The sequence below is a fragment of the Pseudomonas sp. BR20 genome, from assembly GCF_050780135.1.
Classification (GTDB): domain Bacteria; phylum Pseudomonadota; class Gammaproteobacteria; order Pseudomonadales; family Pseudomonadaceae; genus Aquipseudomonas.
On record NZ_CP172012.1, the window covers coordinates 4,100,080 to 4,119,465 of the forward strand.

Here is a 19,386-nt window from a genome sequence, read left to right on the forward strand (position 1 = left end):
TCCGCAAGCGAGAGGTTTCAGGTGCTTTGCGAAACCAACGATAGAGTGCGGCTAAATCACCCTCAAGGCCTTGAATCCATTCCCTATCAAGCTATCATCCAGGCCCAGCGGGGCTTGATAGTTTTCTATCAAGACGCTCAAGGGGGCTGTCATGAACAACAATAAACGCCCGACCATCGCCACCGTGGCCGCCCATGCGGGCCTCAGCGTGGCCACCGTCGACCGCGCGCTGAATGCGCGTGCGCCAGTCAATCCGCAGACGGCCGAGCAGGTGTTCCAGGCCGCCGAAGCCGTGGGGTATTTTGCGGCGCGGCTGATCGGCCAACGCATACGCGAACGCCGGCCGACTTATCGCTTCGGCATTCTGTTGCTGGGCACCGCCCAAGCGTTCTATGCCCAACTGGCGCAGTCGATTGCCGATGCCGCCCAGCATCACGCCACCGCCAACCTGACCTGTCAATTCGACTACATCAACGACCGCACACCCAGCGCCATCGTCGCGCAGATCGAACAACTGGCCGTGCAGTGCGATGCCCTCGCCGTGGTCAGCTTCGCCCACCCGCTGATCAACGCGTGCCTGGCACAGATCCGCGAGGCCGGCGTGCCGGTGGTGGCCCTGCTTTCGGATATTCACGAGCAAGCCCTTGAACCTTATGTGGGCCAGGACAACCACGTGGTCGGCCGCACCATGGGCTGGCTGCTCGCCCGCACCTGTGGCGCACGCAAAGGCAGCGTGGGGATCCTGCTCGGCGGCCATCGCTTTCTGGGTCACCAGGCACGGGTCGAAGGCCTGCACAGCTACCTCACCGAACACGCCCCCGGTCTCAAACCGCTGGAGCCGCTGATCAATCTGGACAACTGCGACATCACCGAAGAAGCCACCCTCGACCTGCTCACCCGCCACACCGACCTGCGTGGCCTGTGCGTGGTGGGCGGTGGCGGCGACGGCATCATCAGCGCCCTGGCGCAACTGCCCAAGCGCCCGGCGTTGTGCTGCATTTTGCAGGAGTCCACGCAGCTGTCACGCCAGGCGCTGAGCCAGGGGTTGATCGATGTGGTGATGGATTCACAGCCCCGGCAGACAGCGAACGCGCTGGTGCAGTTGCTGGTGGAATTGCAGAGTGCCGAGGGGTTTGATCCGGGGCGACATCGGGTGTATATCGCGCCGCAGATTGTGACGTCGGAGAACATGTGTGCCTGATACATGGAGATCAAAATGTGGGAGGGGGCAAGTCGAATCGTCGCACCGCCCCTCCCACATCGACCGCGTTCCATTGCTGGCTTGGTGGCGTTTTGTCATGGTTTGTAAAGGGCCAGCAAGGCCGGTCCCTTTTAATTGCAGGACGTTTCCTAGACAATCCTGGCCGCCTTGTGCCTGCTGGAATCGGTGGCTAGTCTGCGGTCCGTCACTGCTCATCAGTGATCGGGTTTAGTCGCCCGTTACCAGTTTGCGCAAGCTGTCGCCATGTTCATGGTGGCTGTGCGCAGGGCACCTTCGGGTGCGCCGGGTTCAACTGGCCGGTCGACTAACCTGCGTACAGCCGCCACCCGACGTTTAGTCGCGAAAGGTTCGGTTCCTTACCTACCAGTTGGAATTACACCATGAACAAAGTCCTACCCGATCCACCCCACGATCCCGCCAAAGACCGCGCCGCCTTCAACCGCGCCATCGATCACTATCTCCCCACCCAAGGCTTTCACTCCGTCAACGAAGACCTGAGCTTTGAAGATGCCCTGCTCTACACCGCCAGTTTGCTCGACAGTGCGTCGGCGACTGCGCTGGATTGCGGGGAACAGCTGGAAAGCCCGGAGCGGGCGAAGATCTTGGCGGTGTGGCATTTGCTGGAAATTGCCAAAACCACTGTGGATCGCTCCATCAACTGCCTGAAACGCGGTTAGACATGTGGGAGGGGGCTTGCCCCCGATGGCGGTGGGTCAGTTAAGTGGATGTCAACTGACACTCCGCTATCGGGGCAAGGGTATCTACACAACTTTTCAGCCCCTGACAAATCTCCCTGTGGCGAGCGGGCTTGTCCCGCGTTGGGCTGCGTAGCAGCCCCAGTCAAGAAGATCGCGGTGTATCAGATACTCTGTAGAGGCTGGTTTTGGGGCTGCTGCGCAGCCCAACGCGGGACAAGCCCGCTCGCCACACCAGCCCTATCTGCCGCGCTTTCAGCGTTGAGCCAACGTTGTGTAGATACCTATGGCTATCGGGGGCAAGCCCCCTCCCACATTTTGATTTTACGCTCCGCGAAAATCGCCGGCACTCAGCCCGAATCGACTCATCTTGTTGTACAACCCACCGCGCGATACGTTCAGTTGCCGGGCGGCCAGGCGGATGTTGCCGCCGGTGCTTTTGAGTGCGGCGACGATGGCGTGCATTTCGTGGCTGCTCAAGTCTTGGGCGGGCTGGGGTTCGTAGTGGCGCAGCGTGGCGCGCGGTCTGGTTTCCAGGGGTAAGTCGGCCGCCTGGATCAGTTCGCCCGTCGCCAGGTTGGTGGCGCGCTCGATGCTGTTTTCCAGCTCTCGCACATTGCCCGGCCAGCCGTAGGCCGACAGCAGTTCCAGCGCGTCCGGGGAAAAACCCTGTACCGATTTGCGCAGCGAACGGGCGCAGCGCGTGAGGAAGTGCCGTGCCAGCAGCGGAATATCTTCACGGCGCATACGCAGCGGCGGCACGGTCAGGTTCAGTACGTTGAGGCGGTAGTAGAGGTCTTCACGGAACGCGCCTTCGGCCACCGCCTGGCTGAGGTTGCGGTGGGTGGCTGCAATGATCCGTACGTCCACTGGCCGTGAATTTTTCGCGCCGACGCGGGTGATCTCGCCTTCCTGCAACACCCGCAACAGGCTGACCTGAGCGTCGAAGGACATATCCCCAATCTCATCCAAAAAGATGGTGCCGCCATCGGCCAGTTCAAACTTGCCCGCCGACCCGCCCCGGGCCGAGCCGGTGAATGCGCCTTCGACATGCCCGAACAGCTCGCTTTGCACCAGATCGCGCGGGATCGCGCCGCAGTTGACCGCCACGAACGGGCCGTTGGCGCGGTCGCTGGCGTTGTGGATGGCCTGGGCGAACAGCTCCTTGCCGGTGCCGCTTTCGCCGAGGATCAGGGTGGTGGATTCACTGCGACTGGCAATGCGCCCCAGGTGCAGCGCGTCCTGGATCGCCCGCGACGTGCCCTGAATGGTGTCAAAGGTGTAGCGGGCCTGGGTGCTGATGATGCGCCGGGTGATTTCACGGATGCGGCGGTTCTCGCGCAGCGACACGATCACCCCGCCCTGCTCCAGCGGGCACACCGAGACCAGGCAAGCGAGCTGGCTGCGGTCGTGCAGGTGAAAGGTGCAATCGAGGTCGCGCACCGGCTCACCGCCGCGTAAAAGAATGGCGTCACTCAACTCACTGCGACCCAGGTGCTGGAAGGGGCTGCCGATCAGTTCCAGCCCCACCCCGAACAGTTGCCGGGCGTAACGGTTGAGCGCCTTGATGCAGCCATGCTCATCGAGCACCACCAGGCCTTCGTTAAGGACTTCGAGCACGGTTTGCTGCTCTGCCAACAGCGCCTGCAGGGCCATTTGGCGGGAGACCGCTTCGGCAGCCGCTTGCACGGTGCCGAGGGTGTGAAAGTGAAACCAGCCGGGTTCGGCGGTGAGGGTCAGCATCGCCAGGGTCTGGCCCTGGGCATTCCTGATCGGCGCGGCGGCGCAGTGCATGCGGCGTTGGCGCAGGCCGCTGCCGAAGTTCTCTTCGGCCAGCACGTACACCAGGCGGTCCTCGGCCAGGGCCAGGCCGGTGCAGTTGGTGCCCTGGACCGATTCGAGCAGGCGACTGCCGACGGGGGTGATGTCCAGCCCGCAGAAATACAGGGTGATGCCATCGGCGTCGGTGAGGTTGATATGGCCCCGAGGGTTGTAGGCCAACAAGCCGTGCATGACTTGCGCGGCGGCGGCGATCAGCACGCGATGGCTGGCCAGGGTGGCCGCCAGCGTGTCGGCGGCGGCGAAGCGGTATTGGCTGTCCTGCGGGTCGATAGCGGCTTCGACGCTGCGCCGCCACGAGTCCCAGATTACCTGCCGCACCTCGGCCGGGCGCTGCACCTGCCCGGCCAGGCACGCGCGCCATGCCTGTTCCAACGCAGCAACGGGGCCGTCGTTCAACGCCGCAGGCCCCAGGGCCGTCAGGTAGTCGAGGTCTTGTACGCTGAACGCCATGCTCATCGGGAGATATCCATGTTCATGTTTTTGACATGTCAGTATAGGCATGTCATCAGAATGAACACATTTTGTTTATTGTATTTTATAAATCCTTGATTATCAGGCACTTGTAAATTGGCATAACCTTTGCTCCTGCCCCTTTGCCAGTCAGGACTGTCCTGCGGCCAACAATAAAAAGGGGTCATTTCATGAGTACACAGAACATCCGCCTGGGCTTGATCGGTGCTGGTCGCATGGGCAGTTTCCACGGCCTGACCGCCGCGCGACACATCCCCGGCGCGACCCTCGCCGCCATCGCCGACCCCACTCCCGGTCAAGCCGCACGCCTGGCAGCCGAACTGGGCGTGAACAAGGTCTACACCGACCCGCAGCAGCTGCTCGACGACCCGGACATCGACGGCGTCATCATCGCCGCCCCCGCCCGCAGCCACGCCGAACTGGTGATCAGCGCCGCCCGCGCCGGCAAGGGGATCTTCTGCGAAAAACCCATGGCCATCACCCTCGACGAAGCCGACCGCGCCATTGCCGCCGCGGCCGACGCGCGCGTGCCGCTGCAGGTCGGTTTCAATCGACGTTTCGCCAAGAGCTTTCGCACTGCCCACCTCGATGTGGCGGCCGGCCGCATCGGCACGCCGCAATTGTTGCGTTCGCTGACCCGCGACCCGGCACTCAACAACCCGGCCAATTCGCCGCAATGGGTGATCTTCCTGGAAACCCTGATCCACGACTTCGACACCCTGCGCTACCTCAACCCCGGTGCCGAAGCGGTGCAGGTGTATGTGATGGCCGACGCACTGATCGCGCCGGAATACAAAAGCAAAGGTTTCCTCGACACCGCCGTGGTCGCGATCCGCTTCGACAACGGCGCCATCGCCACCGCCGAGGCCAACTTCCAGGCGGTGTACGGCTACGACGTGCGCGGCGAAGTGTTCGGCAGCGCCGGCATGCTGAGCATGGGCAGCCTCAACGACTCTGACCTGGTGCGCTACCTGGCCCAGGGCATCCAGGCCGACACCCAGCGTATGGACACCGACCTGCTGCGCGACGCCTACATCGCCGAACTCAACCACTTTGTCGACTGCCTGCGCAGCGGCGCCAAGCCCATGGCCAGCGGTGAAGACGCGCGTGCCGCCCTGGCGATCGCCCGCGCCTGTATCGAGTCGTTCGAGACCGGCAAGGCCGTGGCCGTGCAGGGAGCCCGCTGATGAGCCCGTTCAAACTGGCGATCAGTGCCGAGATGGTGTTTCTCGACCTGCCCTTCGTCGAGCGCGTGAAGCGCATCCATGCACTGGGTTTCAGCGCGGAGATCTGGAATTGGACCAATAAAGACATCAGCGCCCTGGCCGCCACCGGCGCCGATTTCACCTCGATGACCGGCTATATCACCGGCACCCTCACCGACCCCGACGGCATCCGCCAACTGCTCGACAGCGCGCGCGAATCCATCGGCGTCGCCGAGCGCCTGAACTGCCCCAGCCTCAACCTGCACGGCACCGGCCTGGGTGACGGCGGCCTGCCGGTGCAGCCCGTGAGCCAGACCACCGGACGCATGTGGTTGAGCGCGTGCAAGGCGCTGGAAAAAATCGCGCGCCTGGGCGAAGACGCCGGCCGCGTGTTCCTGCTGGAAAACCTCAACACCGAGGTCGACCACCCCGGCACCCCGTTCGCCCGGGCCGACGACACCCTGGCGCTGATCGAAGCCGTGGGCAGCCCGCACCTGAAAATGAACCTGGACCTGTACCACGCGCAGATCGGCGAAGGAAACCTGATCGAGCTGATCCAGCGCGCAGGCAGCGCCATCGGTGAAATCCAGGTGGCCGACGTGCCCGGACGCAAGGAGCCCGGCACCGGCGAAATCCACTACCCGGCCATTGCCAGGGCCCTGCACGCCATGGGATACAACGGCGTGGTCAGCCTCGAAGGCTGGGCCAGCGGCGACAGCGAGTTGGCCCTGGAGCGTTTCCGTCAAGCGTTCACCCTATAACAATAAAAGGAACACCCTCATGCATCGCTATTCATTGCTTGTTGCTGCGTTTTTACTGCTGTTCAGCCAATGGACCTTCGCCGCGTATCGCATCGGCGTGAGCATCGCGCGGGTCGACGATAACTTCATGACCTACGTGCGCACCGGCCTGGAAAATGCCGCTAAACAACAGGACGTGCAGATCCAGTTCGAAGACGCCCAGGGCGACGTGGTGCGCCAGCTCAACCAGGTCGAAGGCTTTCTCAACCAGAAAGTCGACGCCGTGATCGTGCTGCCGGTGGACACCGCCGCCACCGCCAACATGACCCGCGCCGCCGTGGCAGCCAAGACGCCGCTGGTGTACGTCAACCGCCACCCGGATGAGCGCACCTTGCCCAAGGGCGTGGTCACCGTGGCGTCCAACGATATCGAAGCCGGGCAATTGCAGATGCGCTACCTCGCGGAAAAACTCGGCGGCAAAGGCAATGTGGCGATCATCATGGGCGACCTCGCGCAGAACGCCACCCATGACCGCACCGAAGGCGCCAAGCAGGTGCTCAAGGACTTTCCCGGCATCAAGGTGGTCGAGCAGCAAAGCGCCGAATGGCAACGCAGCAAGGGCATGGACCTGACCAGCAACTGGCTGCTGGCGGGCACGCAGTTTGATGCCATCGTCGCCAACAACGATGAAATGGCGATTGGCGCGGCCATGGCCCTGCAACAGTCGGGCAAGGCCAAGGGTGAGATCGCGATTATTGGCATCGACGGCTTGCCCGACGGTTTGGCGGCGATCAAGCGAGGCATGCTCACCGCCTCGGTGTTCCAGGACCCCAAGGCCCAGGCCACGCAAGCGGTGCAGTCGGCGATCAAGATGATCAAGGGCGAGCCGATCGAGTCGGAGGTGTGGGTGCCGTTCGAGCTCATTAAGCCGGAACAGGTGGCGGTGTTCGAACAGCGCTACAAGTAAATCGAAGATAAGGACATCCAAATGTGGGAGGGGCTTGCCCCTTCCCACATTTTTTACAGTGCAGGCCTTCAGTCCAGGTCACTTGCGTCATGCCGCTCGGGCAACTGCTCCTCGCCCGACACCCGATTCACCCGCCGCCCACGCTGCACCGCAGGCCGCGCATCAATCGCGTCGGCCCAGCGCTGTACGTGCTTGTATTCGTGCACCGACAGAAACTCTGCCGCCCCATACAAGTGGCCTTTGACCAACCCGCCGTACCACGGCCAGATGGCGATGTCAGCGATGGTGTATTCATCCCCGGCAATGTATTCGCTCACGGCCAGGCGCTGATCCAACACGTCCAATTGGCGCTTGGTTTCCATGGCAAAGCGGTTGATCGGGTATTCCATCTTGCTCGGCGCATAGGCATAGAAATGCCCGAAGCCACCGCCCAGGTACGGCGCGCTGCCCATCTGCCAGAACAACCACGACAGGCACTCCGCACGGGCCGCAGGCTCGGTGGGGAAAAAGGCGCCGAACTTCTCGGCCAGGTACTGCAGGATCGCGCCGGACTCAAACACACGAATCGGCTGGGCGCCGCTGTGGTCCATCAAGGCCGGGATCTTGGAGTTCGGGTTGACCCCGACAAAGCCGCTGCCGAACTGGTCGCCGTCGCCGATCTTGATCAGCCAGGCGTCGTACTCCGCGCCGCTGTGCCCCAGGGCCAGCAGCTCTTCAAGGAGGATGGTGACTTTCTGCCCGTTGGGCGTGGCCAGGGAGTACAGCTGCAGCGGATGCTTGCCGACCGGCAATTCCTTTTCATGGGTGGCACCGGCGATGGGGCGGTTGATGCTGGCGAAGGTGCCGCCGCTTTCGGCGTCCCAGGTCCAGACTTTCGGGGGTACATATTCGGTCATGCTTACGGCTCCAGAAGCGTTTGCGATCAGCTAAGCGCTTGAGACTAAACCAAAGACGGGTGGTGCGTCACACTCCCCGCCGCAGCGTGCCGGGGCACCTGCACTCGCAGCGCGATCAACAAGGCCGCCAGCAGCATCAAGCAACCCGCGCCCAGAAACACCCCGTCGATGCCGGTGGCACTGAACATCGCGCCCCCGCCCGCCGCACCCGCCGCGATGGCCGATTGCACCGAAGCGACCACCATGCCACCGGCACTTTCGGCCTGATCCGGCACCGCACGCGCCACCCAGTTCGACCACGCCACCGGCACCCCGCCGAAGGCCATGCCCCACAGCGCCAGGAGCAATGCCTGACCCGGCAGTGACGCGGGCAGCAACACCAGGGCCAACGCAGCGACGCCCACCAGGACCGGCATCAACACCAGGGTTCCCCGCGGGTTGCGCACCAGCAACCACCCGGCCAGCAGCGTGCCCACAAAATTCGCCGCGCCGAACCCCAGCAGCATCAACGCCAGCCCCTGGGTGCCGACCCCGGTGGCGCTTTCCAGAAACGGGCGAATGTAGGTAAACAGCGCGAAGTGCCCGGTGTGCACCAGCACGCAGCCGAACATGCCGATGGCAATGCCGGGGCGCAGCAGTACATCCAGCACGGTTCGCAGGCGCGCGGTGCCGCTGGGTGCCAGGCGCGGCAGTGTGAACAGCTGGAAGGCCAGGGTCACCACGCCGACGGCGGCCGCAGCCACGAATGCACTGCGCCAGCCATACAGGTCCCCCAGGTAGCTGCCCAACGGCACCGCGACCACGGTACCCACCGCAATGCCGCTGAAGATGATCGACAAGGCACGCGGCAGCAATGCTGCCGGTACCAGGCGCATCGCAACGGCCGCCGCCATGCTCCAGAAACCGCCGAGGGCAATGCCCAGCAGGATACGCATCAACAACAGCACCAGGAGGCTGGACGAGAACGCCACCAGCAGGTTGGACGCAATCATCAGCGTGGAGAACCCCAACAGCACCAGGCGCCGGTCGATGCCGCGCGTCAGGCCAGGCACCAGCAAACCGGCGAACAACGCCACCACTGCCGTAACCGTGACCGCTTGCCCGGCCAACGCTTCCGACACGCCCAGGTCCAAGGCCATCGGCGTCAGCAGGCTGGCCGGCAGATACTCCGCCGTGAGCAGGCCGAACACGCCCATCGCCAGAGAAAACACCGCCATCCAGGCCGGCGTGGTCGGTTCTGCCCTGCCATCGACAGGGGCATGGGACACACAATCATTCATCACAGGACATCCTCAGGCATTTACGTGATGGCCAGTCTAGGTTTGCCCATCAGGATGATCTATGATTCAAACCCTTGAGTTCTTGACTGAAACCCCGAATATGCCAGCCGACAACGCATTCACCCTGTCCTCCGAGCTGATCAATGAGCTGCTGCGCAGCATGCGCCTGCGCGGCGTGCAGTACCGGCGCATCCAGGCCGGGCCGGTGTTCGGCATCAGCTTTGCGGCCAAGCCAGGCCATGCGTATTTCCATTTTCTGGCCGCCGGCTGCGCGACCCTGCGCCTGCACGACGGCAGCCTCTTTGAGTTGTCGGCCGGCAATGCGGTGTTTATCGCCCACGGTGGCGCCCATGCGTTGCTGTCCAAACCGGATGACCCCGTGCAGGACATCGCCAGCTTCGACGCTGCACCGCTGGGCGATACCGTGTGCGCGGTGAATGCCTCGCCCTTTGCTCCCTCCAGCACCCTGCTGTTCAGCGCCTGCATGGAGTTCGAGCTCGACAGCATCCAGGGCCTCGGCAACCTGATGCCGGCCTTGATGCTGATCGACGCCGGCGGCCAGCGTTACCCCGGCTTGATGCCGATCCTGGCGGTGATGGAACGCGAAGTCTCCAGCGCCCGCGTCGGTTATGCCGGCATCCTTGCGCGCCTGGCCGATGTGGTGGCGGCGATGATCGTGCGGGGCTGGGTCGAGTGCGCCTGCGCCAATGCGTCGGGCCTCGCGGCCGCGTTGCGCGACACCCGCCTGGCCGGCGCCCTGCTCGCCCTGCACCAGCAACCGGGGCGCGACTGGAGCGTGGCCGAACTGGCGGCGCACTGTCATACCTCACGCTCGGTGTTCGCGGATCGTTTCCAGGCGACCCTGGGGGTACCGCCGCTGCGTTACGTGACCGAGCTGCGCATGCGCCTCGCCAGCCAGTGGCTGACCCTGGAGCGGCTGCCCATCGAAGAAGTGGCGTACCGCCTCGGCTATACCTCCCAGGCGGCCTTCAGTCGCGCCTACAAACGCATCACCGGGCAACCGCCGGGTGCCAGCCGCCAAGGCTTCAGAAGCCCGGCATGAGGACATCCTTGCCGACCGATTGGGCAGTGGGTGGAGACGTAACGGCCATTGCGCAGGGTGACCGAGTAACCTTAATCTCTTGAGCCCATCACCCTGATAGCAATGGAGGCTTCATGAAACTGGTCGGCATGCTGGACTCGCCTTACGTACGCCGCGTGGCAATTTCCCTGGACCTGTATGGGGTGGATTTCGTGCATGAACCCTTGTCCGTGTTCCGCACCTTCAACGAATTCGCGCAGATCAACCCGGTGGTCAAGGCCCCTACCCTGGTGCTGGACGATGGCACGGTATTGATGGACTCCAGCCTGATCCTGGAGTACCTCGAAGCCCTGGCCCCGGCTGACAGGAAGCTGCTGCCCCAACAACCGGCGGCACTGGCCAAGGACTTGCACGTTCTGGGATTGGCGCTGGCAGCCTGTGAGAAGAGCGTGCAGATCGTCTATGAACACAACCTGCGCCCGGCCGAGAAACTGCATGCACCTTGGCTTGAGCGCGTGAGCGGCCAATTGCTCGCGGCCTATGGGTTGCTGGACAAGCAACTGGGCGACAGCGAAGCACTGACCCAGGCGTCGATTACGGCGGCGGTGGCGTGGTCGTTCAGCCAGTTCACCGTGGCGTCGGTGGTCAAGGCGGATGCGTTTCCCAACCTGCAACGGCATGCCGAAAGGCTGGAGCAGCATCCGGCGTTCAGGCGTTACCCCATCGAATAAGCGACACAGTTTCAAATGTGGGAGGGGGCTTGCTCCCGATGGCGGTGTGTCAGTCAGCAGATGTATTACTGAAAGACTGCTATCGGGGGCAAGCCCCCTCCCACATTGGTCTGTGTTGTCTGAGAGAGGGTGTTCGGCTCAGACCCAGCCGCCATCCACAATAAAATTCTGCGCCGAACACATCGCCGACGCATCGGAAGCAAGAAACAGCGCCATATTGGCGATGTGTTCCGGCAGTACGCTGCCGGGCAGGCACTGGCTGCGGCTGATCAGTTCCTTGGCGGCGTCATCCACCCACATGGCCAGCTGTTTTTCGGTCATCACCCAACCCGGCACCAGCGTGTTCACACGGATACGGTTCGGCCCCAGCTCGCGTGCCAGCGCGCGGGTCATGCCGTGGGCGGCGGCCTTGCTGGCGGCGTACACCGGGTAGCCGGCGGAGGCCATCATCCAGCCGACGGAGCCGAGGTTGATGATCGAGCCGCTGCCGGCGCGTTTCATCATTGGCACCACGGCCTTGGCGGCAAAGAAGGCGTGCTTCAGGTTGACTGAAATCAGCTTGTCGAAGGTTTCCGAATCGACTTCTTCCAGGGTGTGGCGCACGTCATTGGCGGCGTTGTTCACCAGCACGGTGATCGGCCCCAGGGAATGCTCGAAGCGCCCTATCGCCGCCTTGTAGGCGATTTCATCGGTGATGTCGCAACACACGAACTCCACGGCATGCCCCTGGGAACTCAACAGCGCCGCCAGGCGTTCGCCCTGGCTTTGCGCGCGGTCCACAAACCCGACCTTGGCACCCTGCACGGCGAAGGCCCGCACCATGAATTCGCCGATCCCCGAGGCGCCCCCGGAAATCAATACGGTCTTGCCCTTGAGGTCGGGATAAACGGCGTGTTCAGTACTCATAAAAGGATGCCTCGATCAATTAGTCTTATTTTATTTTACGAAACCGGGGTAAAAGGCTATAAATTCGCTGTCACAACGACAAAATATCGCTATTAGTAGAACTATTCCACTCAAAACAACAAAAGGAAGTTCGACCATGAAGCACCCTCGATACCTGCTGTCCGGCCTGGCGCTGTCCATGATGATCGCCAGCGGCGGCGCCCAGGCGGCCGGTCTGAGCAGCGAGCAAAAACCTTTCGGTAAAACCAACGACGGCACTGCCGTCGAACAGTACATCTTGCGCAACAGTCACGGCATGCAAGCCACGGTGATCACCTACGGCGGCGTGTTGCAGTCGCTGAAAGTGCCGGACAAAAACGGCAAGGTCGACGATGTGGTGCTGGGCTTTGACGACGTGCAAGGCTATCAAAGCGGTACGGCGTTTTTCGGCGCAACCATCGGCCGCTTCGGCAATCGTCTGGCCGGCGGCGCCTTTGAACTCGACGGCAAGCGCTTCCAGGTGCCGCTCAACGACGGCCCAAACTCTTTGCATGGCGGCGCCCAGGGCTTCGACAAGCAGGTGTGGAAGGCCGAGTCGGTCAAGGACAAGGACTCGGTCGGCGTGAAGCTGAGCTACCTGTCCAAGGACGGTGAGATGGGTTTTCCCGGTAACTTGAAAACCGAAGTCACCTACCGCCTCAACGACAAGAACGAACTGCACATCGACTACAAAGCCACCGCCGACAAACCGACGGTGCTCAACCTCACCAACCACAGCTACTTCAACCTGGCCGGTGCGGGTAACGGCGACATCCTCAAGCAAGTCGCGACCTTGCATGCCAGCCATTACACACCGGTGAACGCCACCTTGATTCCGACCGGCGAACTCGCACCGGTCAAGGGCACGCCGATGGACTTCCTCAAGCCCACCCCGATTGGGCAGCACATCAAGGAGGATCATCCGCAGCTCAAGTTTGCCGAGCCAAAACAGGGTGGGTTTGACTTCAACTGGGCGCTGGACACCAAAGGCGACGTCAAGCAACTGGCCGCCGAGGTGCATGACCCGGCGTCAGGCCGGCGCTTGCAGCTCTACACCAGCGAACCGGGCGTGCAGTTCTATACCAGCAACTTCCTTGATGGTTCGGTGAAGGGCAAAGGTGGCAAGACCTACCTGCACTGGAGTGGTTTCACCTTGGAGACCCAGCACTATCCGGATGCGCCTAACCAACCAAACTTCGCCTCAACTCGCCTGAACCCAGGACAGACCTACACCCAGAACACCGTCTTCAAATTCACCGCCGATTAAAACCGCTTTACTGTGGGAGGGGGCTTGCCCCCGATTGCGGAGTGTCAGTCTGCATATTTGCTTCTGATACACCGCCATCGGGGGCAAGCCCCCTCCCACATTTTGAGCCTCACATGACAGGGGTTCAGCGTTGTTTCATGCGGTCGATGACCACCGCCAGCAGCAGGATCGAACCGCGGATCACGTACTGGTAGAAGGTGTCGATGTTCTTCAGGTTCATCGCGTTCTCAATGATCGCCAAAATCAACACCCCGGCGATCACGTGGCGAATCATGCCGATGCCGCCACTCAGCGACACCCCGCCCAGCACGCAGGCAGAAATCACCGTCAGCTCGAAACCCTGGCCGATCATCGGCTGGCCCGAGGTCATGCGCGAGGCGAGGATCACCCCGGCCAATGCGCCGATCAGACCGTGCACGGCGAAGATCAGGATCTTGGTGCGGTCGACGTTCACCCCCGCCAGCAGCGCCGCTTCCGGGTTGCCGCCGATGGCCATGGTGTTGCGCCCGTAGGTGGTGTAGTTGAGCAGCCAGCCGAAGAACAGAAAGCACACGATGGTGATCAGGATCGGCACCGGCACGCCGAACAACTGGCCATTGCCAAAGATAAAGAACTGGTCCTGAGATACCCCTACCGCCTTGCCGTCGGCAAAGATATAGGCCAGGCCGCGCACGATCTGCATAGTCGCCAAGGTGGTGATCAACGCATTGACCCGCAGCTTGGCAATCACGATGCCGTTGATCAGCCCCACGACCAGGCCCATCAGCAGCGCCGCGCCGATGCCCAGCATGACGCTGTCGGTATCGCGCATCACAATCGCCGCCACCACGCCGGCGCAGGCAATCACCGAGCCTACCGACAAGTCGAAGTGCCCCGACGCCAGGCAGAACAGCATGGTGCAGGCGGCGATGCCCACCGTGGAAATCGCCAGGCCCAGCCCGCGCATGTTCAACGGCGAGAGGAAGTTATCGATGAGCAAGGCGCACAGGACAAAGATGCCCACCGCAGCCAACAGCATCGCCCAGTTGTCGAGCAGTGCGCGCATATCGAGGGGTTTGCGTGCCGTCGGCAGCGCGTTGTTTTGAGTCGTCATGGTCTTCTCTCAGTTCGCCAGGCCGCGCGGCAGGGCCAGTTGCAGCAGGTTGGATTCAGTCGCGTGTTCACGGGTTTGTTCGCCGCGCATCGCGCCTTCGCACAGCACCAGGATGCGGTCGGAGATGCCCATCACTTCCATGAGGTCGCTGGACACCACGATCACCGCAATGCCCTGGGCCGCGAGGTTATGGATAATCTGGTAGATCTCGGCCTTGGCGCCGATGTCGATGCCGCGAGTCGGTTCGTCGAGCAGCAGCACCTTCATCGGCATCGACAGCCAGCGGCCAAGAATGGCTTTCTGCTGGTTGCCGCCGGACAGGTACATGATCTTTTGCGCGGCGGTCGGGGTTTTGACTTTCATTGCCTTGATCTGCTGGTCGGCATTGCCCTTCTCCCAGCCATCGCGCAGCAGCCAGCCGAACGAAGAGTGGGCTCCACGCGCGCTGATATTGATGTTCTCGGCGACGCTGGACAGCGGAATGATGCCTTCCTTCTTGCGGTCTTCCGGGCACAGCAGCACACCGGCGGCGATGGCGTCGCGGGGTGAGCGCAGTTGCAGGGCCTCCCCGCATAACTCCAGGCTGCCGGCACTGGCGCGCTCCAAACCGCTGAGCAAACGGAACAACTCCGTGCGCCCTGCCCCCACCAAACCGAACAGGCCAAGGATTTCGCCTTTGCGCACCTCAAAACTGATCGGTTCACGCAAACCCGGGCCCAACAAACCGTCGACCTTGAGCGCCACCTCGCCGTGCTCGCGCGGGCGGTAGTCATAGATGTCCTGGATGTCGCGACCGACCATGCAGGTCACCAACTGGTCGTGGGTCAACGCACTCATGTCGTCAAAGGTGCGCACGTAGCGGCCGTCCTTGAACACCGTGACCGCGTTGCAGATGCGGAACACCTCTTCCATGCGGTGCGAGACGTAGAGCACCACTTTGCCCTCGTCCCGCAGGCGCGTGATGATCGCCATCAACCGGTCGATCTCCCGCGCCGACAGGCTGCTGGTCGGTTCGTCGAAGGCGATCACATGGGCGCCACGGGACAGCGCCTTGGCGATTTCCACCAGTTGGCGCTGGCCCAGGGACAGGCGGCCGAGTTTTTCCTCGGGGTCGATTTCATCCGCCAGGCCCTTGAGACAAGCCAGGGCCTGCTTGCGCAGCAGGCTCCGGTTGACCACGCCGAAGCGCGATGGCAAATGCCCGAGGAACAGGTTTTCGGCGACGGTCATTTCCGGCACCAGGTGCAGCTCCTGGTGAATCACCGCCACGCCGCTGGCGATGCTGTCGGCGGCGCATTTGAACGCCATGGTCTGCGCGCCGATCTGCACGCTGCCGCTGCTGGGGATATAGGCACCGCCCAATATCTTCAGCAGCGTCGACTTGCCCGCGCCGTTCTCGCCCATCAAGGCGTGCACCTGCCCCGGATGGGCGGTGAAGCTGATGCCGTCCAGCGCCTTGACCCCGGGAAAAGTCTTGCCGATCCCCTCGAAACTCAGGGCCGCAGCGGTCATTTCCACAGCCCGATCTTGGTCAGTTCTTCCTGGAAGTTGGCGCGGGTGATCAGGGTCACTTCGTCCATGGCGGTGTATTTAGGCGGTTCGGTGCCCTTGGTGACCCACTCGTACATCATCAGCGCAGTGTTGTAGCCCTCGATGTGCGGGCTTGGCAGCATCGAGCCGAAGAAGCCGCTGTTGGCTTTCTTCAATTCGCCGATGGCGTCGGTGCCATTGATGCCGATACCGATCACATTGGCCGCCGCGAAACCGGCGCTTTCGGTGGCGCGCACGCCGCCGAGCACGGTGTTGTCGTTCATGCCGCCGATGATCAGGTTTTTCGCGCCGCTGGGCAGCTTGACCAGGGCCGAGTTGGTGGCGTCCATGCTGCCGGGAACGTCGAGGGTTTTCAGCGCGGCGGTGAGGATATGGTCCTTGGGAATGCCGGCTTCTTCGAGGGATTTGATCGAGCCGTCGGTGCGTTTCTTGCCGGTGTCGAGTTCATTGAAGGTGTTGATCACCGCGTAGGTGTCCTTCCAGTCCCAACCGCGTTTTTTCGCTTCGGCAGCCATGGCCGCGCCTTGTTTCTGGCCGACTTCAAACGCGGCCATGCCCAGGTACGGCACGTCCTCCATGAAGTTGCCCTTGGCGTCGACAAAGCGGTCATCCACGGCAATCACTTTCAAGCCGTTGGCCTTGGCCTTGGCGACAATGGCCGGGCCCAGGGACACGTCCGGCGGGCAGATCACAAAGCCCTTGGCGCCGTTGGCGGCCAGGCTGTCGATGGCCGAGAGGGTTTTCTCGCCATCGGGCACGGCGATCTTGATCACGGTAAAGCCATGTTCCTTACCGGCTTTTTCGGCAAAGGCCCATTCGGTCTGGAACCACGGTTCCTCGGCCTGTTTGACCAGAAAACCGATTTTCACTTCTTCAGCGGCCAGCAACAGCCCGCTCAAGCTCATGGCCGAGACCGCCACAGCGGCGCAGCACAGGGAACGGATACCACGACGACGATTCATACGGGTGACTCCTTGTTGTTGTTTTTAGGCATTAACCGGCAAAGCGATGGCAAGGCATGCCGGGTACATCGACTTCGATGGCCAGCACCGCGCCGTCCAGAGGGTGATCCAATGGACTGGCGGCGCTGGTGATATACAAGGTGGTGAGGTGGGTGCCACCGAATACGCAACTGGTGGGGCGACTCACGGGCAACTCGATAATGCGGTCCACCTCCCCCTCGGGCGTCAGGCGCAGCAGGCAACTGCCGTCCCAACGGGCGTTCCAGATGTAGCCTTCACTGTCCATGGCCGAGCCATCTGGCCCGCCGCGCGCGTGCGGTCCGAACCACACGCTTGGCGGCTGGAGTTGACCGTCGGCCTGGATCGAATACTGGTAGAGCGTGGCGTCCAGGCTGTCACCGAAATGCACCTGACGGCCGTCCTCGCTCCACAGCAAGGTGTTGGGAATGCCCAGGCCGTGGAGCAACGGCGTGACCTGTGCGTCCGCATCGATGCGAAACAGGCCGCCGGAGCGCCGCGTGATCGGCAGGTCTTCGCCGTGTTCGCCGATATTGTTCTGCATGGTGCCCAGCCACAGGCGGCCCTGGGCATCGCAGCGTGCTTCATTGCCACGGTTACCCGGTTGCGGGTCGGCCACGCAGAGCAGGGTCAGCGCTTCGGTGGCCAGGTCCAGGCGGTAGACACCGCTGCTCAAGGTCACCAGCGCATCACCGCTTTCACACGGGATAAACGCCGAAACGTGCTCGGGCAACTGCCAGATCTGCAACTGCCCGCCCATCAGGCGCAGGGCCTGTTTGCCGGCGATATTGACCCAGTACAGCGCCTGGGTCGGCACGTCCCAGAACGGGCCTTCCCCCAGTTGCGCACGGTGCTCAGTGACAGCGGTACACGACATGACGCCTCCTGATGAGTGTTTACAGCGAGTCGCGGGATGGCGTGCCATCCACCAGGCGCTGGATGCGCAACGGGTTGGCGTTTTTCAACGCGTCGGGCAGCAGGCTGTCAGGGTAGTTCTGGAAGCACACCGGACGCAGGAAACGGTCGATGGCCAAGGTGCCGACCGAGGTGCCACGGGCATCCGACGTCGCCGGATACGGGCCGCCATGCACCATCGAGTCGCAGACTTCGACGCCGGTCGGGTAGCCGTTGAGCAGGATGCGCCCGACTTTCTGTTCCAGCAGCGGCGTGAGTTCGGCGAACTCTTGAAAGTCTGCCGGTTCGCCAATGATCGTCGCCGTGAGCTGGCCGTGCAGGCCGTGCAAGGCGGCGCTGAGTTGGGCTTGATCAGCAACTTCGACAAACACCGTGGTAGGGCCGAAGACTTCTTCCTGCAGCACTTCATCGCCATCGATCAGCAAGCGTACATCCGCCTTGAACAGCTGCGGTTGCGCCTGATTGCCCGCCTGGGTGCTACCGGCCAAATGCTGAATGCCCGAGTGAGCCAGGAGTTTTTCCAGGCCTTTGCCGTAGCTGCTCAGGGTGCCGGCATTGAGCATGGTTTGCGCCGGTTGCTCGCCGATCAGTTGGGCGACCTGTTGGGTAAACGCGGTGAACTGCGGCGACGCGATACCGATCACCAGGCCAGGGTTGGTGCAGAACTGGCCGCAGCCTTGCACCACCGACGCGGTCAGATCCCGTGCGACGGTTTCCGCTCGCGCTTGCAGGGCCTGAGGCAGCACGACCACCGGGTTGATGCTCGACATCTCGGCAAACACCGGGATCGGCTGCGGGCGTGCCGCGGCCATGTCGCACAAGGCGCGACCGCCCTTGAGCGAGCCGGTAAAGCCCACCGCCTGGATCGCTGGGTGCTTGACCAGCGCCTCGCCGACGCCGCCACCAAAGATCATATTGAACACACCCGCCGGCATCTCGGTCGCTTCTGCCGCGCGAATGATTGCACTGGCCACCTGTTCAGCCGTGGCCATATGCCCGCTGTGGGCCTTGAATACCACCGGGCAACCGGCCGCCAGCGCCGCTGCGGTATCGCCGCCTGCGGTGGAAAACGCCAGGGGGAAGTTGCTCGCGCCGAACACGGCCACCGGGCCCAGGCCGATGCGGTATTGGCGCAGGTCCGGGCGTGGCAGCGGCTGGCGATCGGGTAACGCCTTGTCGATGCGCGCGCCGTAGAAATCACCGCGACGCAGCACCGTGGCGAACAGGCGCATCTGGCCGCTGGTACGCCCACGCTCGCCTTTGATACGTGCGGCGGGCAGCGCGGTTTCACGGCAGACCAGCTCGATGAAGTTATCGCTCAGGGCATCCAGCTCGTCGGCTATCGCGTCCAGGAACTGCGCACGGCGCGCGGCACTCAACGCACGGTAAGCCGGATACGCCGCGGCGGCGGCCTTGGCGGCGGCATCGACCTCTTCCGGCGTGGCCTGGTAGAAATCCTGCGGCAAGGTCTCGCCCGTGCTGGCATCGACGCTGTGCAGCTTGATGCTGCCGTTGGCGCTGCGCTGGCCGCCGATGTAGTTGTGGCCGAGGAACTGGGTCATGTT

The 19,386-nt window shown here is 62.9% G+C and carries 17 protein-coding genes; 8 read left to right on the top strand and 9 right to left on the bottom strand.

What is annotated here, in order from left to right; genetic code table 11:
• Nucleotides 1-151: 151 nt before the first annotated feature.
• Both ACHPFG_RS18695 and ACHPFG_RS18700 read left to right on the top strand, forming a co-directional pair.
• Nucleotides 152-1,201 carry a LacI family DNA-binding transcriptional regulator gene (locus ACHPFG_RS18695; protein ID WP_431700104.1) on the top strand — a complete coding sequence of 350 codons (1,050 nt, stop codon included), beginning with the start codon at nt 152-154 and terminating at the stop codon, nt 1,199-1,201.
• 401 nt (nt 1,202-1,602) lie between these two features.
• Nucleotides 1,603-1,899 carry a DUF6124 family protein gene (locus ACHPFG_RS18700; protein WP_053128775.1) on the top strand — a complete coding sequence of 99 codons (297 nt, stop codon included), beginning with the start codon at nt 1,603-1,605 and terminating at the stop codon, nt 1,897-1,899.
• A gap of 342 nt (nt 1,900-2,241) precedes the next feature.
• On the opposite strand, the gene ACHPFG_RS18705 is transcribed toward ACHPFG_RS18700, so the two are convergent.
• The gene (locus ACHPFG_RS18705; protein ID WP_431700105.1) at nt 2,242-4,215 is read right to left on the bottom strand and encodes a sigma-54 interaction domain-containing protein; all 1,974 of its coding nucleotides are present in this window, start codon (nt 4,213-4,215) and stop codon (nt 2,242-2,244) included.
• A 185-nt stretch (nt 4,216-4,400) separates the two neighbouring features.
• Here ACHPFG_RS18705 and ACHPFG_RS18710 point away from each other — a divergent pair, with 185 nt between their 5' ends.
• From ACHPFG_RS18710 to ACHPFG_RS18720, 3 genes are read left to right on the top strand one after another with little or no spacing between them, the layout of a single operon-like run.
• Nucleotides 4,401-5,417 carry a Gfo/Idh/MocA family oxidoreductase gene (locus tag ACHPFG_RS18710; RefSeq protein ID WP_431700106.1) on the top strand — a complete coding sequence of 339 codons (1,017 nt, stop codon included), beginning with the start codon at nt 4,401-4,403 and terminating at the stop codon, nt 5,415-5,417.
• On the top strand, nt 5,417-6,196 hold the full coding sequence (locus ACHPFG_RS18715) for a TIM barrel protein (RefSeq protein WP_431700107.1): 780 nt from the start codon (nt 5,417-5,419) through the stop codon (nt 6,194-6,196). Before ACHPFG_RS18710 ends, ACHPFG_RS18715 begins: the two co-directional genes overlap by 1 nt.
• A 19-nt stretch (nt 6,197-6,215) precedes the next feature.
• A complete protein-coding gene (locus tag ACHPFG_RS18720; RefSeq protein ID WP_053139452.1) occupies nt 6,216-7,142 on the top strand; it encodes a sugar ABC transporter substrate-binding protein in 927 nt (308 codons plus the stop codon).
• A gap of 68 nt (nt 7,143-7,210) precedes the next feature.
• Here the strand turns inward: ACHPFG_RS18720 and yghU are convergent, their stop codons facing one another.
• Together yghU and ACHPFG_RS18730 are read right to left on the bottom strand one after the other, a co-directional pair.
• On the bottom strand, nt 7,211-8,038 hold the full coding sequence (yghU, locus tag ACHPFG_RS18725; RefSeq protein WP_431700108.1) for a glutathione-dependent disulfide-bond oxidoreductase: 828 nt from the start codon (nt 8,036-8,038) through the stop codon (nt 7,211-7,213).
• A gap of 44 nt (nt 8,039-8,082) precedes the next feature.
• Nucleotides 8,083-9,318: an MFS transporter gene (locus ACHPFG_RS18730; RefSeq protein WP_095186022.1), complete on the bottom strand. Its 1,236-nt coding sequence runs from the start codon at nt 9,316-9,318 to the stop codon at nt 8,083-8,085.
• A 100-nt stretch (nt 9,319-9,418) separates the two neighbouring features.
• On the opposite strand from ACHPFG_RS18730, the gene ACHPFG_RS18735 reads away from it, so the two are divergent.
• Together ACHPFG_RS18735 and ACHPFG_RS18740 are read left to right on the top strand one after the other, a co-directional pair.
• On the top strand, nt 9,419-10,381 hold the full coding sequence (locus ACHPFG_RS18735) for a cupin domain-containing protein (RefSeq protein ID WP_431703494.1): 963 nt from the start codon (nt 9,419-9,421) through the stop codon (nt 10,379-10,381).
• A 113-nt stretch (nt 10,382-10,494) separates the two neighbouring features.
• Entirely contained in the window at nt 10,495-11,091 is a 597-nt protein-coding gene (locus ACHPFG_RS18740) for a glutathione S-transferase family protein (RefSeq protein WP_431700109.1), read from the top strand.
• A 138-nt stretch (nt 11,092-11,229) separates the two neighbouring features.
• On the opposite strand, the gene ACHPFG_RS18745 is transcribed toward ACHPFG_RS18740, so the two are convergent.
• Nucleotides 11,230-11,997 (bottom strand): SDR family NAD(P)-dependent oxidoreductase, encoded by a 768-nt coding sequence (locus ACHPFG_RS18745; protein ID WP_131700751.1) that lies wholly within the window; start codon nt 11,995-11,997, stop codon nt 11,230-11,232.
• A 136-nt stretch (nt 11,998-12,133) separates the two neighbouring features.
• Here ACHPFG_RS18745 and ACHPFG_RS18750 point away from each other — a divergent pair, with 136 nt between their 5' ends.
• Entirely contained in the window at nt 12,134-13,282 is a 1,149-nt protein-coding gene (locus ACHPFG_RS18750; RefSeq protein ID WP_431700110.1) for an aldose epimerase family protein, read from the top strand.
• A gap of 124 nt (nt 13,283-13,406) precedes the next feature.
• Here ACHPFG_RS18750 and araH read toward each other — a convergent pair whose 3' ends face one another.
• The 5 genes from araH to ACHPFG_RS18775 are packed head-to-tail and all read right to left on the bottom strand — an operon-like array spanning nt 13,407 to nt 19,383.
• Nucleotides 13,407-14,375: an L-arabinose ABC transporter permease AraH gene (gene araH / locus ACHPFG_RS18755; protein WP_131700749.1), complete on the bottom strand. Its 969-nt coding sequence runs from the start codon at nt 14,373-14,375 to the stop codon at nt 13,407-13,409.
• A 9-nt stretch (nt 14,376-14,384) separates the two neighbouring features.
• Nucleotides 14,385-15,887, bottom strand: a complete 1,503-nt coding sequence (gene araG / locus ACHPFG_RS18760) for an L-arabinose ABC transporter ATP-binding protein AraG (RefSeq protein ID WP_431700111.1) — start codon at nt 15,885-15,887, stop codon at nt 14,385-14,387.
• Nucleotides 15,884-16,888 carry a substrate-binding domain-containing protein gene (locus ACHPFG_RS18765; RefSeq protein ID WP_090405878.1) on the bottom strand — a complete coding sequence of 335 codons (1,005 nt, stop codon included), beginning with the start codon at nt 16,886-16,888 and terminating at the stop codon, nt 15,884-15,886. Before ACHPFG_RS18765 ends, araG begins: the two co-directional genes overlap by 4 nt.
• Before the next feature lie 31 nt (nt 16,889-16,919).
• On the bottom strand, nt 16,920-17,783 hold the full coding sequence (locus ACHPFG_RS18770) for an SMP-30/gluconolactonase/LRE family protein (protein WP_431700112.1): 864 nt from the start codon (nt 17,781-17,783) through the stop codon (nt 16,920-16,922).
• A 19-nt stretch (nt 17,784-17,802) separates the two neighbouring features.
• Entirely contained in the window at nt 17,803-19,383 is a 1,581-nt protein-coding gene (locus tag ACHPFG_RS18775; RefSeq protein ID WP_431700113.1) for an aldehyde dehydrogenase (NADP(+)), read from the bottom strand.
• Nucleotides 19,384-19,386 lie beyond the last annotated feature (3 nt).